This window comes from Pseudomonas sp. SWRI111 (assembly GCF_014268555.1).
Lineage (GTDB): Bacteria > Pseudomonadota > Gammaproteobacteria > Pseudomonadales > Pseudomonadaceae > Aquipseudomonas > Aquipseudomonas hamedanensis.
This window is the reverse complement of sequence record NZ_JABWQQ010000006.1, coordinates 163,269-177,749: the sequence shown is the minus strand read 5'-3', so window position 1 is coordinate 177,749 and position 14,481 is coordinate 163,269. Positions and strand designations below refer to the sequence as shown.

General features: G+C 59.5%; 14 protein-coding genes. 7 read left to right on the top strand and 7 right to left on the bottom strand.

Going from position 1 to position 14,481, the window contains the following annotated elements; translation table 11 throughout:
- Positions 1 to 78: 78 nt before the first annotated feature.
- Both HU755_RS10265 and HU755_RS10260 read right to left on the bottom strand, forming a co-directional pair.
- Positions 79 to 1,695: an alkaline phosphatase family protein gene (locus HU755_RS10265; RefSeq protein ID WP_186632118.1), complete on the bottom strand. Its 1,617-nt coding sequence runs from the start codon at positions 1,693 to 1,695 to the stop codon at positions 79 to 81.
- A 190-nt stretch (positions 1,696 to 1,885) separates the two neighbouring features.
- Positions 1,886 to 2,830, bottom strand: coding sequence for a LysR family transcriptional regulator (locus HU755_RS10260; RefSeq protein ID WP_186632115.1), 945 nt, complete (start codon positions 2,828 to 2,830; stop codon positions 1,886 to 1,888).
- A gap of 165 nt (positions 2,831 to 2,995) precedes the next feature.
- On the opposite strand from HU755_RS10260, the gene HU755_RS10255 reads away from it, so the two are divergent.
- The 4 genes from HU755_RS10255 to HU755_RS10240 all read left to right on the top strand — a co-directional run bounded on the left by HU755_RS10255 (position 2,996) and on the right by HU755_RS10240 (position 7,602).
- Positions 2,996 to 5,356, top strand: coding sequence for a TonB-dependent receptor (locus tag HU755_RS10255; RefSeq protein WP_186632112.1), 2,361 nt, complete (start codon positions 2,996 to 2,998; stop codon positions 5,354 to 5,356).
- Positions 5,357 to 5,630: 274 nt separating this feature from the next.
- On the top strand, positions 5,631 to 6,428 hold the full coding sequence (locus tag HU755_RS10250) for an energy transducer TonB (protein ID WP_186632109.1): 798 nt from the start codon (positions 5,631 to 5,633) through the stop codon (positions 6,426 to 6,428).
- A gap of 45 nt (positions 6,429 to 6,473) precedes the next feature.
- Positions 6,474 to 7,199: a MotA/TolQ/ExbB proton channel family protein gene (locus tag HU755_RS10245; RefSeq protein WP_186632106.1), complete on the top strand. Its 726-nt coding sequence runs from the start codon at positions 6,474 to 6,476 to the stop codon at positions 7,197 to 7,199.
- A 1-nt stretch (position 7,200) separates the two neighbouring features.
- Positions 7,201 to 7,602: a biopolymer transporter ExbD gene (locus HU755_RS10240; protein ID WP_186619399.1), complete on the top strand. Its 402-nt coding sequence runs from the start codon at positions 7,201 to 7,203 to the stop codon at positions 7,600 to 7,602.
- A 69-nt stretch (positions 7,603 to 7,671) separates the two neighbouring features.
- Here the strand turns inward: HU755_RS10240 and rimK are convergent, their stop codons facing one another.
- From rimK to HU755_RS10225, 3 genes are read right to left on the bottom strand one after another with little or no spacing between them, the layout of a single operon-like run.
- Positions 7,672 to 8,577 carry a 30S ribosomal protein S6--L-glutamate ligase gene (gene rimK / locus HU755_RS10235; RefSeq protein WP_007949201.1) on the bottom strand — a complete coding sequence of 302 codons (906 nt, stop codon included), beginning with the start codon at positions 8,575 to 8,577 and terminating at the stop codon, positions 7,672 to 7,674.
- On the bottom strand, positions 8,574 to 9,035 hold the full coding sequence (locus tag HU755_RS10230) for an ATP-dependent zinc protease (RefSeq protein ID WP_186548710.1): 462 nt from the start codon (positions 9,033 to 9,035) through the stop codon (positions 8,574 to 8,576). The genes rimK and HU755_RS10230 overlap by 4 nt, the downstream gene beginning before the upstream one ends.
- 34 nt (positions 9,036 to 9,069) lie before the next feature.
- On the bottom strand, positions 9,070 to 9,849 hold the full coding sequence (locus HU755_RS10225; protein ID WP_186632103.1) for an EAL domain-containing protein: 780 nt from the start codon (positions 9,847 to 9,849) through the stop codon (positions 9,070 to 9,072).
- A 116-nt stretch (positions 9,850 to 9,965) separates the two neighbouring features.
- On the opposite strand from HU755_RS10225, the gene HU755_RS10220 reads away from it, so the two are divergent.
- Entirely contained in the window at positions 9,966 to 10,373 is a 408-nt protein-coding gene (locus tag HU755_RS10220; protein ID WP_186632100.1) for an RNA-binding S4 domain-containing protein, read from the top strand.
- A gap of 154 nt (positions 10,374 to 10,527) precedes the next feature.
- Here the strand turns inward: HU755_RS10220 and HU755_RS10215 are convergent, their stop codons facing one another.
- Positions 10,528 to 11,331: a phosphatase PAP2 family protein gene (locus HU755_RS10215; RefSeq protein ID WP_186632097.1), complete on the bottom strand. Its 804-nt coding sequence runs from the start codon at positions 11,329 to 11,331 to the stop codon at positions 10,528 to 10,530.
- A 106-nt stretch (positions 11,332 to 11,437) separates the two neighbouring features.
- Between HU755_RS10215 and hslO the strand changes: the two genes are divergently transcribed.
- Together hslO and HU755_RS10205 are read left to right on the top strand one after the other, a co-directional pair.
- On the top strand, positions 11,438 to 12,340 hold the full coding sequence (gene hslO, locus HU755_RS10210; protein ID WP_186548548.1) for an Hsp33 family molecular chaperone HslO: 903 nt from the start codon (positions 11,438 to 11,440) through the stop codon (positions 12,338 to 12,340).
- A gap of 181 nt (positions 12,341 to 12,521) precedes the next feature.
- Positions 12,522 to 14,063: a phosphoenolpyruvate carboxykinase gene (locus tag HU755_RS10205; protein WP_186632094.1), complete on the top strand. Its 1,542-nt coding sequence runs from the start codon at positions 12,522 to 12,524 to the stop codon at positions 14,061 to 14,063.
- Between the two features lie 128 nt (positions 14,064 to 14,191).
- Here the strand turns inward: HU755_RS10205 and nadS are convergent, their stop codons facing one another.
- Entirely contained in the window at positions 14,192 to 14,479 is a 288-nt protein-coding gene (gene nadS / locus HU755_RS10200) for a NadS family protein (protein ID WP_186619403.1), read from the bottom strand.
- Between the last annotated feature and the right edge of the window lie 2 nt (positions 14,480 to 14,481).

Here is a 14,481-nt window from a genome sequence, read left to right as displayed (position 1 = left end):
CACAGTGTTTTTTTGTCGAACACAACGGATGTGATCGACGCCAAACCCTGTGGGAGCGAGCCTGCTCGCGAAGGACGTTTACCACACGCCGATCTGAACGACCTTCTCGCTTTCAGGCTCACCATAACGAAACCGCTGCCCGCGCAAATCGATCTCTTCATGGCTGATCGTCGTACGCCGCTTCAACCCGCGCATCCACTCAAACAAATACCCCAGATGCTCCTCGCGCACCGCCGCGTACGCTGGGTCATCCCCCAGATCGCGCAGCTCCTGCGGATCATTCAGCAGATCAAACAGCTGCGGTCGAAAACCGTCGTACGCCAGGTATTTCCAGCGCTCGCTGCGCACCATGGTCATGCGGCAGCGGTCGATTGGCTGGCCGAGGCGTTCGCGCGCCGGCGCCTGGAAGGCGTAGTCGTATTCACTGATTGCATAGCGGCGCCAATCGGGATTCTCGCCCAGCAGCAGCGGTATCAACGAGCGCCCTTCGAGCCGGTGCTCGGCTCCCGGTAATCCCAGCGCCTGAAGAAATGTCGGCAGCGCGTCTATGGTTTCCACCAAGCGCTCATCAACTGTGCCGCGAGTGACGTCCGCCGCTGCCCGCGGATCGCGCACGATCAGCGGCACACCCACCGCCTGTTCGAGCAAAAACTCCTTTTCGCCGAGCCAGTGATCGCCAAGAAAGTCGCCGTGATCGCTGGTGAACACGATCAAGGTGTCCTCCCAGCGCCCGTTGCTCTGCAAAAAATCCAAAAGCCTCCCCAACTGATCATCCACTTGCTTGACCAGGCCCATGTAGGTGGGAATTACGTTTAATCGTACTGAATCGCAGGAAAAATTGAGGCTTTCCTCATGCAGGCGAAAGGCAGTGTAGACGGGGTGATTGCTGGCTTCGGAGGGCGTCGCGCGGACCGGTTCGAGAATCGATTTCGTACTGTACAGCGCATGGTACGGAGTCGGTACGATGTAGGGCCAGTGCGGTTTGATGTACGAGAGGTGTAAACACCATGATTTCTCGCCTTGCTCGGTGATGAAGTCGATGGCGCGATTTGTAGTGTAGACGGTCTCTGAGTGTTGCTCGGGAATACGTGCTGGCAAATTCGCATGACGCATTTTCCAGCCACTGAGGATTTCGCCATCTTCGCCTTCGGCGGCGTTGGCCCAGTCGTGCCAGGGATTGCGCCCGTCGAAACCGTGGTCGCGCAGATAGTGGGTGTAAGGCGCGGATTCGCGTTTTTCGTCAAACAGCGGATCGTCGGGATAGATGCCGTCATGGCGCATGTACGGTTCAAAACCGACTTCGTTGAGGATGGTGGCTTGATCGCTTCCAGGGTCGATCGCCAGACGCTGCAGGGCGTCGACATTTGCTGTCGCATGGGTCTTGCCGACCAGCGCGGTACGAATCCCGTGGGGACGCAGATAATCGCCAATCGTCAGTTCATCCAATGGCAACGGCACGGCATTCCACGCCACCTGATGGCTGCTGACGTAGCGTCCGGTGTAAGCCGACATCCGCGACGGGCCGCAGATCGTGCCTTGGGTATAAGCGCGGGAAAAGCGCACACCTTCAGCAGCGAGTCGATCGATGTTGGGCGTGTGCAGGTGCGGGTGGCCGTAGCAGGACAGGTAGTCGCGGCGCAGTTGATCGCACATGATGTACAGCACGTTGCGCACGGGATTGGGCGAGGTGGGCATGGGGTTCACCGGTCAGTGGGACAGGTGAGGGTTTTCGCTTTCGGTGGGGGAGTTCGGCAAGTGCATTTGAGGAATGCGATTTATGCAGAGATTGCATTGGTGCCTGGGCTGCCGCCATCGCGAGCAGGCTCACTCCTACAATTGGAACGCGGTCACCTGTAGGAGTGAGCCTGCTCGCGATAGCAATAGATCAAACAGCAAAATTCTCCAGCGAACACACCTCCTCATCCATCGCATCAATCGCCTTGATCTGCTCAATCATCGCCTCGGCCAACGGCGACAACCGATACCCCGCGCGGCTGACGATCCCGTAGCGGGTGTACAGCTCCTCAAGATCATCGGCCAGGCCTTCGATCTTCAGGCACACCAGCTCAGCCTTGGCCAGATGCAGCGCATCGGAATAAGCGCCGACAATCCCGATCGCCTCCGAACGCAGTACCACGCTCAACAGGCTGGAGCTGTTTTCGCACTCTACGCTGGGCGTGAAGTCCGGGCGGCCGCTGAGGTCGACGATGACCTTGCGCAGGTTCGGCGGACGAATGCTCACTGCCAGTGGATAACTCATCAACTGCTCGGCGCTGACGCGTGCAAACGCCGCCAGCGGATGCCCGGCGCGGCAGCAGAAATGCCATTTGCGCGGCCGCAATCGGTGCGTCAGGTAATCCGGGTCTGCCTCGAATTGCCGGGTGTCGGCGACGAAGAACTCGAACTCTTCGCTCAGCAAGCGTTTGCTCAGGCTCTGCCAGTCATCGACCTGGAACTGCACGCGCGCTTTCGGGTAACGGCCAATGAAGGCGCCAATCGCGCGCGGAATCAATCCGGCTGCCGGCGCCGGCCCACAACCGAAGCGTAATTCTCCGGCTTCAAGCCCATTGAACTGGCTGATCTCGTTGGCCATTTGTTGCGCGCCGCTGACCAGTCGCCGCGCATGTTCGAGCAGCACCTGACCCTGTTTGGTCGGCGGCAATTCCTTGCGCCCACGGTCGACCAACTGGCAGCCAACGCTGTGTTCCAGCGCCTGAATACTGCGGCTGAACGCCGATTGCGACAGGTTCACCGCCTGTGCGCCAGCGACGAAGCTGCGTTGTTCAGCCAGGGCGATGAAGTGACGAAGTTGGCGCAGATCGATATGCATTTTTCACATGAAAAATATCCGGGAAATGCATTGGATATGCATTAGGTCGACTCCTTATAAAGGCAATCTCTTATGCAGTAAATATTTGTAAATCCATAAATAAATAACTCAAAAGAATATGCAGCGCTGAAGATGACTGTGTGTTTTTTGACCAGGAGCCGCGCCATGAGTCCGTTGAACCTCGCGTCACCCCCATCACCCCGACGGCTCAAACGCCTGCCTCTGGCCCTGTTGCTGGCAGGCAGCGCCAGTTGGACCCACGGTTTTGCTGCCGAGGCCGAAACCCCGCCGCCGGTCCCGGCAGGTAAGGCGGCGGCCAACAGTTCGCAGCTGGAAACCGTGACCGTCACCACCCGTCGCCGCGAGGAAAGTTCGCAAGACGTACCGACGCCGATGAGCGTGGTCAGCGGGCAGAATCTTGAGGCGCAACGGGTCTACCGCATTCAGGATTTGCAGCAACTGGTGCCCAGCGTCAACGTCGCCTACATGCACGCGCGCCAGTCCAGCGTGTCGATCCGTGGTCTGGGTAACAACCCGGCCAGTGATGGACTGGAAGGCAGCGTCGGCTTGTACATCGACAACGTTTATCTGGGGCGCCCGGGGATGGCGGTGTTCGATCTGATGGACATCGAACAGCTCGAAGTTCTGCGTGGGCCGCAGGGCACGCTGTTCGGCAAAAACACCACCGCCGGGGTGATCAACATCAGTACCCGCGCGCCCAGTTTCACGCCTGAGCGCAGCATGGAAACATCGGTGGGCGAGGACGGTTATTTTCAGACCAAGGGCACGATTTCCGGGCCGCTCAACGATCAACTGGCCGGACGCTTTTCTGCTTATCGCACGCGCAGTGACGGCGACATCAAAAATGAATACGACGGTCATGACCTCAACGGCGGTTCGCGCGAGGGCTTCCGTGCGCAGTTGCTGTTCAAGCCCAATGAAGATTTCAATCTGCGCTGGATCGGCGATTACAACGAAGAAGATTCCAGTGCAGGCACCCGCGTGCTCTACAACACCGGGCCGACCATCAACGGCGTTAATCTTTATCAGTCGCGGGCCAGCGCGGCCGGGGCGACGCTGGTCAATGGCCGGCACCGCAAGGTCAATCTCGACAACGAGCAGCACGTTACCGTGCATCAGGGCGGCACTTCGGTAGAAGCGAACTGGACGCTGCCGAGCGACTTCACCCTGACCTCGATCAGTTCCTATCGCTTCTGGAACTTCACGCCGCGCAACGACGACGGCCTCAACGTGCCGGCCAGTTACAACGCCGGCGTGTCGGTGGAAGACAAACAGTATTCGCAGGAATTTCGCCTGGCCTCGCCCAAGGGCGAGTTCTTTGATTACGTCGTTGGCGCCTACTATTTCGGCTCGGACCTGGACAACAAGTCCTTCGCCTGGTACGGCCCGCAGGCCGATATCTGGAATGGCACGCCGGCCGGTGCGCTGGCCAACGTCACCAGCGTCGGCAATGGGCATATCAAGACCGACAGTTTCGCCCTGTTTGCCCAAGGCACCTGGCACCTGACCGAGCGTCTGGACTTCACCGCCGGGGTGCGTGGCACTTATGAAGAGAAAAACGCCTGGGTCAGCCGCAACGCGCCGGTCGGCGGTGTGGCGGTGGCGGGCGCGGCAGCCAATGCGCGTCGGGGGCGTGCCGGCGCCTACGATTCCGGTGACTTGAATCAGTACAGCTCCAGCCCCTCCGGTCTGCTCAATCTGAGCTATCGCATCACCGACGATGTACTCGGTTACGCCACGCTGTCCCACGGCGAAAAATCCGGCGGGGTCAACCTTGCGGTCGGCTCTGCACCGACTGCTGGCGCCGACTCGCTGTTGATCGGTACCGAACGCGCAAATAACGCCGAACTCGGTTTCAAAAGCACCCTCTGGGATCACCGCCTGCAACTCAACGCCAACGTGTTCTGGACGCAGGTCAACGCCTACCAGACCAACGCCTACGACGCCGCGAACCGCGTGCAGTACCTGACCAACGCCGGTTCCGTGCGCTCGCGCGGCGTCGAGTTCGAAAGCACGGTGGTGCCGCTGCGTGGCCTGACCCTGAATTTCAACGGCTCCTATAACGACGTCAGCTATCTCTCCTACAAAGATGCGCCGTGCCCACCTGAAGTCAGCCAGGCCCCTGGCGCACCGGCCTCCTGCGACCTCAGCGGCCATCAAGTGGTCGGCGCGTCGAAATGGATCGGCAACGCCAACGGCGAATACAAATGGAACCTCGATAACGGCTTCGAGCCTTACGTCACCGGCAGTTATGCGTTCCGCTCCAAAGCGGTGGGCACGGTTGAGGATTCCGATTACGGCCAGATCCCCAGCTACGCCGTGGTCAACTTCTCCACGGGCCTGCGCGGCGATTTCAATCAGGGGCAGTGGGACGTGTCGCTGTGGCTGAAAAACGCCTTCGACAAAACCTACTACACGACCCTTTGGACGGGCGGCAACGGCGGCTATGAAGGCTTGCTGGGCACGCCGCGCACGTTGGGCGTCACCGGCCGCTATGACTTCTGATGAGCGATGCCGGATTTTGATGCCGCGAGTGAATACTTTCGATGCCTGCAAAGCATGCGGTTTTTTAGCCATCGCTGCAGCCCGCGCGGCGTGCGGCTTTGGCAAAAACGACCGGTTTTTATATTCCATAAAGGCCTAGCTATAACGTCAAAGGTTACTTTCGGAGATAAGCGAAAGGCCCAATGATCGACTCGTCAATCGACCGTGGGGGATTCAACAAACGGTGGATCGACAGTTTTTGTAGCGAACGCAAAAGACCGCAGGGAGTGAATCAATGGGCAATGTCCAGACCGCCGCCAGCGCAGGGGAATTGCTGTGGCGTCAATCGCCGGTTGGCGAACTGGTCGATCTCGGCCGGCCGCACCGCCTGCCGTTAGGGCAGTTGCGTTTGCAGCGTGCGCCCAAGGGGATTTTGAGCCGGCGCGAAACCATTTTGCTTGGCGTGCTGGCGCTGCTGGTGCATGGCGCGGTGATCTACTGGATCAGCCAGAAACCGACACCGGTGCTACCCGTCGTGCCGCCGGAAATTCCACCGATGACTATCGAATTTTCACGCCCGGCACCACCAGCGCCTCCGGCCGTCGTGCCGCCACCGGCGCCTGTGGTCGAGCCGCCAGCGCCGGTGGAGGACGAGTTGGCGGTGAAACCGCCTCCGCCCAAGCCGATCCCGAAACCCAAACCTGTGGTTAAACCTGCGCCTAAACCAGCGCAGAAAGCGGTAGAGCAACCGCCAGCACCACCGAAACCGGCAGCACCGGTCGCCGCGCCCGCTCCACCCGCGCCACCGCCCGTGACGCCGGCATCAGCCAACGCTGCGTACCTGAAAAACCCGGCGCCGGAATACCCGTCGCTGGCCCAGCGTCGCGGTTGGGAAGGCACGGTGTTGTTACGGGTTCACGTGCTGGCCAGCGGTAAACCGGGCGAAATCCAGATCGCAAAAAGCAGTGGCCGGCAGCAACTCGACGACGCCGCGCTCAACGCCGTAAAGCGTTGGAGTTTCGTTCCGGCCAAGCAGGGTGATGTCGCCCAGAACGGCTGGGTCAGCGTGCCCATCGATTTCAAGATTCATTAAACCGAAACCAAATTCGCGCGAAATGTTTACACGAGGGAACACATCATGACGTTACTGGCATCTCCACTGGAATCCATCGAAAGCGCGGTGATCTGGCTGCTGGTGGTTTTTTCCGTCGCCACCTGGGGTCTGGCGTTGCTCAAGGCTGTGCAGTTCGGGCGCCTGAAAGCTCAGGACCGCCAGTTCCACAAGCGCTTCTGGGCGGCGTCGAGTCTGGACGCTGCCGCTGAACTGAGCGAAACCCGGCCCGGCGCCGCGGCACGGGTGGCCCAGGCCGGGTATGCGGCGATACAGGTGGGCGAGGCGCCGCAGACCAGTGATCTGAGCCAGGCGATCAACCATCAGGATCGCCTGGAACGTGCCTTGCGCCAGCAGATCGTGCGTGAGCGACGTTCGCTGGAAACCGGTCTGGCGGTCGTCGCAAGTATTGGTAGCACCTCGCCGTTCATTGGTCTGTTCGGCACGGTGTGGGGAATCATGGAGGCGTTGAAGGGCATCAGCGCGGCCGGCTCGGCGAGCCTTGAGACCGTGGCCGGTCCGATCGGAGCGGCACTGGTTGCGACCGGTGTGGGTATCGCCGTCGCGGTGCCGGCGGTACTGGTTTACAACTACTTTTTACGGCGTTTGAAACTGACCGCGGCGGATCTTGATGACTTCGCCCACGACTTCTACAGCCTGGCGCAGAAGAGTGCATTCCGGGTGCTGATCCACCCGACTGCGCACAAGGTTGCAGCGCCGGGCAACGCAGCGAAAGTGAAGGAGGCGTCCTGATATGGCCTTCTCCACGCAAGACAGCGACGAGGTGCTTAGCGAGATCAACGTGACGCCGTTGGTGGATGTGATGCTGGTGCTGCTGGTGGTGTTTATCGTCACCGCGCCGCTGTTGACCAACGCGATACCGATCAACTTGCCGAAGACCGAGGCGGTCGCGCCGGTTGAGCAAAAGGATCCGCTGGTGGTGAGCATTGACGCTGCCGGCAAGCTGTTTATCAACAAGGATGAGATTCAGCCGGACTTGTTGGAGTTGAGTCTCCAGTCGGCGAAGGCCAAGGACCCGCAAGTGCGCGTGCAGTTGCAGGCCGATGACGGGGTGAACTACGGCGAAGTGGCGCGAGCCATGGCTTCGATCGAGCGCGCCGGGATCACCAAGTTGTCGGTGATTACTGCGCGGTAACAGGATTGACGATTTTCCGGGGCCGTCTCCTTGGCAGGGTGCGGCCCTTTTTTTATCTGTTGCCAGGCCTCAGCCTTTGCCCTTGGTGCGCGTCATGTTCGGCCCGCCATTCTTCTCCAGGTGCTCGATGATGATCCCCGCCACATTCTTCCCGGTGGTGGTCTCGATCCCTTCCAGGCCCGGCGACGAATTCACTTCCATGACCAGCGGCCCGTGATTGGAGCGCAGGATATCCACCCCCGCCACCGCCAGCCCCATGACCTTGGCTGCGCGCAACGCAGTCATGCGTTCTTCCGGGGTAATCTTGATCAGACTGGCGCTGCCGCCACGGTGCAGGTTGGAGCGGAATTCACCCGGTTTGGCCTGGCGTTTCATCGCTGCAATCACCTTGTCGCCGACGACGAAGCAACGGATGTCCGCACCGCCAGCTTCCTTGATGTATTCCTGGACCATGATGTTTTGCTTCAGGCCCATGAAGGCCTCGATCACTGACTCTGCCGCCGTCGCGGTTTCGCACAGCACCACGCCGATGCCTTGGGTGCCTTCCAGCACTTTGATCACCAGCGGTGCGCCGTTGACCATGTCGATCAGGTCGGGAATATCGTCCGGCGAGTGGGCAAAACCGGTTACCGGCAGACCGATGCCGCGGCGCGACAGCAGTTGCAGCGAACGCAATTTGTCCCGTGAGCGGGCGATGGCCACCGACTCGTTGAGCGGGAACACCCCCATCATTTCGAACTGGCGCAACACCGCGCAGCCATAAAATGTCACCGATGCACCGATCCGCGGAATCACCGCGTCGAAACCTTCCAGCGGTTTACCGCGGTAGTGGATCTGCGGCTTGTGGCTGGCGATGTTCATGTAGGCGCGCAAGGTGTCGATCACCACCATTTCATGCCCGCGCTCGGTTCCGGCTTCAACCAGACGGCGGGTGGAATACAGACGCGGGTTTCGCGACAGCACAGCGATCTTCATGCAACACCTGTGGAAAAGGTAGATACCGGGAACACCGGCTTGTCTTGTACATATTTGATGCCCGGATTGACCACCAACTGACCATCAATCAAGGCTTTGGAACCCAGCAGCAGGCGATAGCGCATGGACTTGCGGCAGGCAAGGGTGAACTCGACCGGCCAGACCCGGTCGCCGAGGGCCAGGGTGGTGCTGATCACGTAGCGCACTTGCGCGTGGCCGTTGGAGCTTTTAATGGTCTTGCGCGTGACCAGCGGCGCTTCGCAACGCCGGTGACGCAATTGCACCACCGTGCCCAGATGCGCGGTGAAGCGCACCCACTTTTCGCCGTCGCGCTCGAACGGCTCGATGTCAGTGGCGTGCAGGCTGGAGGTACTGGCACCGGTGTCGATCTTCGCGCGCAGACCGGCGACTCCCAGACCCGGGAGCGCCACCCACTCGCGCAGACCGACAACGGTCAAATGATCAAATGTCTTCAATGAAAATAACCAACTGTTAACGCGTCCAGGCCTCGGATGGCACCTGGGCCAAAGCTTTGAATGCAGGTTTGGCGAACCAGTAACCCTGCATCAGAAATATTCCACAGTCCGCCAGAAAATCCCGTTCCCCGGCGCTCTCGATGCCTTCGGCAATGACTGTAACGTTCAACTCCGCACAGATTGTGACAATCCCCCGTACGATCGCCTGGCGGACACGGTCGTGATCGACATTGCGAATCAGCGCCATGTCGAGTTTGATCAGGTCCGGTTGGAAATCAGCCAGCAGATTGAGCCCCGAATAACCGGCACCGAAATCGTCGATGGCGGTCTTGAAGCCGAATTCGCGGTATTCACGCAGAATATTGGTCAAATGGCGATAATTATCTACATGCTCGCTTTCCACGCTTTCGAAAATCAGTCGGTTGATCGGAAAGTTGTGTTTTCTGGCGGCCTCCAGCGTGCTGCGGATGCACAGCTCTGGACGGTAGACGGCGTTGGGCAAAAAGTTGATCGACAAGTGTGTCTGCATATTAAGACTGGCCGCACCTTCGATGGCGCGGGTCCGGCAGAGCTGGTCGAAACGGTAGCGGTTGTCTTCTGTAACCTGATTTAACACCGACAGTGCGCCTTCGCCCGCCACGCCCCGGACCAGTGCCTCATGGGCAAATACGGACTGGTCGCGCAGGTCAACGATAGGTTGATAGGCGAAGGCGAAATCGAAGTGCAGTGGCTCGCTTTCCTGGCAGCCTTGGCAGCCGTTTTGGGGCGAGGTTAAGGAAGAAGGAAATCGGGTCACTTGGTCACTCCAGGCCGCTCAGGCGGCGAAGATCACAGTTTATCTGGAGGGCTGGATTGTTGCGCCCGCCAGAAACGGTAGTACAGTTCCGACTACTGGCTGACTGAGGAATTCATATGGCGCAAAAACAGGACGAGGACGACAAGGTCCGTCTCGACAAATGGTTATGGGCGGCGCGTTTTTATAAAACCCGTGCCTTGGCCAAAGCGGCGATAGAAAGTGGCAAGGTGCATTGTCGCGGCGAGCGCTGCAAACCGGGCAAAGAACCGCGCATCGGTGATGAGTTCGAGATTCGTACCGGTTTCGAAGTGCGCACGGTGAGGGTCGAAGCCTTGTCGATCGTACGACGCGGCGCACCTGAGGCGCAGACGCTGTATTGCGAGACTGAGGCGAGCGTTGCCAAACGTGAAGCGGCTGCGGCGATGCGCAAGGCCGGATCTTTGGGCGTGAGCACCGATGGCAAGCCGAGCAAGAAGCAGCGGCGGGACTTGTTCAAGTTTCGTGGCAACAGCCACGACGATTAAGCGCTGAACGCAAGTTGTGGCGAGGGAGCTTGCTCCCGCCGGCGGCCGAAGGACGCCCTGTGCGGTCGGGCAGTGTTTGCAAACCACAAGCGCATCGTCCGGTTAGCGACTGCTGCGCAGCCGAGCGGGAGCAAGCTCCCTCGCCACAGGTTTGTCAGTTTGCGCGGGACACCACGCTCATCCGCGACACCATCGGCAACTTGCCCAGCAGGGCGAAAATCGGCGCGGTCAGCTTCAAGCAGAAGTTCGAAGCATGATAGGCAAACGGCGTGTAATAACCCCAACCCAACGCCCATACCGCCAGCAGCACACCGCCGATGTAATCGTCCTGACCCCAATGCGCGCCGGCCACCAGACGCGGCAGCATGAACAGCAGCGCCAAGCCCCAGACCGTCAGAAATTGCGCAACAGTGCGGCTGAACACCCCCATGAACAGCGCCCAGATCAACAGCACCGAAGCGTGATCACCGGGAAAGCTCTGGCCGGAACGGTCCTTCAGCTCCCAGGTTTTTTCCAGATGCGGAAAGTAATCGCTGAGGTGCACAGCCCCTTCGAGCACCATTGAGGGACTGCTGTGCTGCCAGCCCATGTGATCGGCGAATCTGGAAAACAGCGCGCGAATCACCACCATCAGCAGCAGGATCGAGAAAAAACCGAAGAATGCGCGACGTACATCAATCGACCGGAATACCCAGTCGCCCTTGATCAGCAGTGACAGCAGGATCAACCCGACAACGATGTCGAACGGACGCAGACTTGCAATTGCCCAGATGTGGAGCCATATCGGGTGGCTGGCCAGTGGCGTATTGAGCGAGCGGAACAGCCATTCGTCGAAAACCACACACAGCAGCTGGCCCGTGGGCCATAACCAGAAAGCCAGCAGCGCCAGTGGCACTACGTTGCACAGAACCAGCCGGCCGAGGTTCCACCTTGATTGGAACAAACCCGGATTGTTCATAAAATGCCTCCCATGGCGAAAAAGCGCCGGCGCCAAAAAAAGTGCCAGCAAGCGCAAATTTTCACGTTTTGTAACCATTTTGTCATCACTTCAGATACCCAGACCTATGACCGACCTAGCGGATACCGATTTCACTCAACGCTTCATCTTCGATGACAGCGACACTCGCGGCGAACTGGTGGCGCTGGAGCGCAGCTACGCCGAAGTCCTCGCCAAACACCCCTACCCGGAGCCGGTCGCGCAGTTGCTCGGCGAACTGATGGCAGCGGCTTCGTTGCTGGTCGGCACGCTCAAGTTCGATGGCTTGCTGATTTTGCAGGCGCGCTCGGAAGGGCCGATTCCGATGCTGATGATCGAATGTTCCAGCGAGCGCGAGATCCGCGGCCTGGCGCGCTACAACGCCGAGCAGATTGCTGCGGACGCCACCCTCAGCGATCTGATGCCTGACGGCGTTCTGGCGCTGACCGTCGATCCGACTGTGGGGCAGCGCTATCAAGGCATCGTCGACCTTGACGGCGAAACCCTGTCCGACTGCTTCACCAACTACTTCGTCATGTCGCAGCAGGTTGGCACCCGTTTCAAGCTGTACGCCGATGGCCGTCGTGCCCGGGGCATGCTCTTGCAGCAACTGCCGGCCGATCGCCTGAAAGATGAAGAAGATCGCGCCGCGAGCTGGCAGCACATCACCGCGCTCGCCAGCACGCTGGCCGCCGATGAACTATTGAGCCTGGACAACGAAACGGTGCTGCACCGTCTCTACCATGAAGAGCAGGTTCGCCTGTTTGATGTGCAGCATCTGCGCTTCAATTGCAGCTGTTCCCGGGAACGCTCTGGCAATGCGCTGGTCAGTCTTGGGCTGGAAGACGCGCAGGCACTGGTCGCTGAACAGGGTGGCAAGATTGAGATCGATTGCCAGTTCTGCAATGAGCGTTACGAGTTTGATGCCGCCGATATCGCTCAATTGTTTGCCGGCGCGGGTGTCGACACGCCGTCAGATACCCGGCACTAAAACGGTTCAGCGCAGGTAAATTCACTGCGTAACGACGGAATATCGCCGTTACGACGGGAGGACCCTACTCTTTTTGGGCTTTTCTGGCATAATCCGGCCCACTTTTTTCGCGGTAGTAGTGCACGACTTTCTACTACAAAACGTTTGGAGCACACTCGGCCACTGGCCGACGGGGAACCTCATGACGCAAGCCAATAACGCCGTGTACACCGATCTGAGTGTTGATGATCTGGTAAAAGAAGCCCTGCAACGCGGTGAGGGCGAGCTTGCCGATACCGGCGCTCTGGTTGTTCGCACTGGTCACCGTACCGGTCGTTCGCCAGTCGATCGTTTCATCGTTGAAGAGCCTTCCACTCAGGCCGCTATCGCCTGGGGCCCGATCAACCGCAAGTTCCCGGCCGACAAGTTCGATGCCCTGTGGGCGCGCGTTGAAGCCTTCAACAACGCGCAAGAGCACTTCGTTTCCCACGTGCATGTAGGCGCGGCCGAAGATCACTACCTGGCCGTGAAAATGACCACGCAGACTGCCTGGCAGAACCTGTTCGGTCGTTGCCTGTTCATCAACCCGGCCCAGTACAACCCGGCTGGCCGTGAAGAGTGGCAAGTGCTCAACGTCGCCAACTTCGAGTGCGTGCCTGAGCGTGACGGCACCCATTCCGACGGTTGCGTGATCATCAACTTCGCGCAGAAGAAAGTGCTGATCGCCGGCATGCGTTACGCCGGTGAAATGAAGAAAGCCATGTTCTCGGTGCAGAACTTCCTGCTGCCGGCCGCTGACGTGCTGCCAATGCACTGCGCTGCCAACATCGGCGAAGAGGGCGACGTGACCCTGTTCTTCGGTCTGTCGGGTACCGGTAAAACCACCCTGTCAGCCGACGAAAGCCGTTACCTGATCGGTGACGACGAACACGGCTGGGGCGAAGGCGTTGTCTTCAACATCGAAGGCGGCTGCTATGCCAAGTGCATCGACCTGTCCGAGAAGAACGAGCCAGTCATCTGGAAAGCCATCAAGCACGGCGCCGTGCTGGAAAACGTTGTCATCGACGATGCCAAGCACGCCGACTACACCGATGTCAGCCTGACCCAGAACAGCCGCGCCGCGTACCCGCTGGAGCACGTTGCCAAGCGTTCCGAGAAGAACCTGGGCGGCGAGCCAAACGCAGTGATCTTCCTGACCTGCGACCTGACCGGCGTACTGCCACCTGTGTCGATCCTCAACGAAGAGCAAGCGGCCTACCACTTCCTGTCCGGCTACACCGCACTGGTGGGCTCGACTGAAATGGGTTCGGGCAGCGGCATCAAGTCGACGTTCTCCACCTGCTTCGGCGCACCTTTCTTCCCGCGTCCGGCCGGCGAATACGCTGAGTTGCTGATCAAGCGCATCCGCGGCTTCGGCTCCAAGGTTTACCTGGTCAACACCGGCTGGACCGGCGGCGGCTACGGTGTCGGCCAGCGCTTCAACATCCCGACCACTCGCGCAGTGATCGCAGCGATCCAGAGCGGCGCGCTGATCGGTGCCGCCACCGAGCACCTCGACACCATCAACCTCGACGTGCCACTGGCCGTGCCGGGCGTTGACACCAACCTGCTCAACCCACGCAACACCTGGGCTGACAAAGCGGCGTACGACGAGGCGGCGAAAGCACTGGCTGGTCTGTTCATCGAGAATTTCAAGAAGTTTGAAGTGAGCGATGCGATCAAGGCTGCTGGGCCGACGTTGTAAGCATTGATTTGCAGCAAATAAAAAACCGCCCTTATGGGGCGGTTTTTTTTAATTCTCGATTTTAACGTCTGACCGAACCCCGCAGGCGTCAGTGGCTGAGCGTTGCTGTCGACGTTTGTCTGTAGTGTTCAGTCAGCCAGTGCACTCAGTACGTGTACAGGGTCGTTATGAATAGCCTTGAGCAGCGCTTTAGCCGGCCCCGTTGGCTGCCGGCGACCTTGCTCCCAATTACGCAATGTTCCCAACTGGACATCGATCAAAGCAGCGAATTTCGCCTGGGTCATGCCCGTGGCTTTACGGATCTCTTTGATTTGTAATGCATCCACATAGAATTCGCGGGAAGGTTTCCTCTCGCCCCGCAGGATTTCATCCATTTCCTGCACGCTTTCCATCAGCTCATCAAAAAACTTGCTCATGG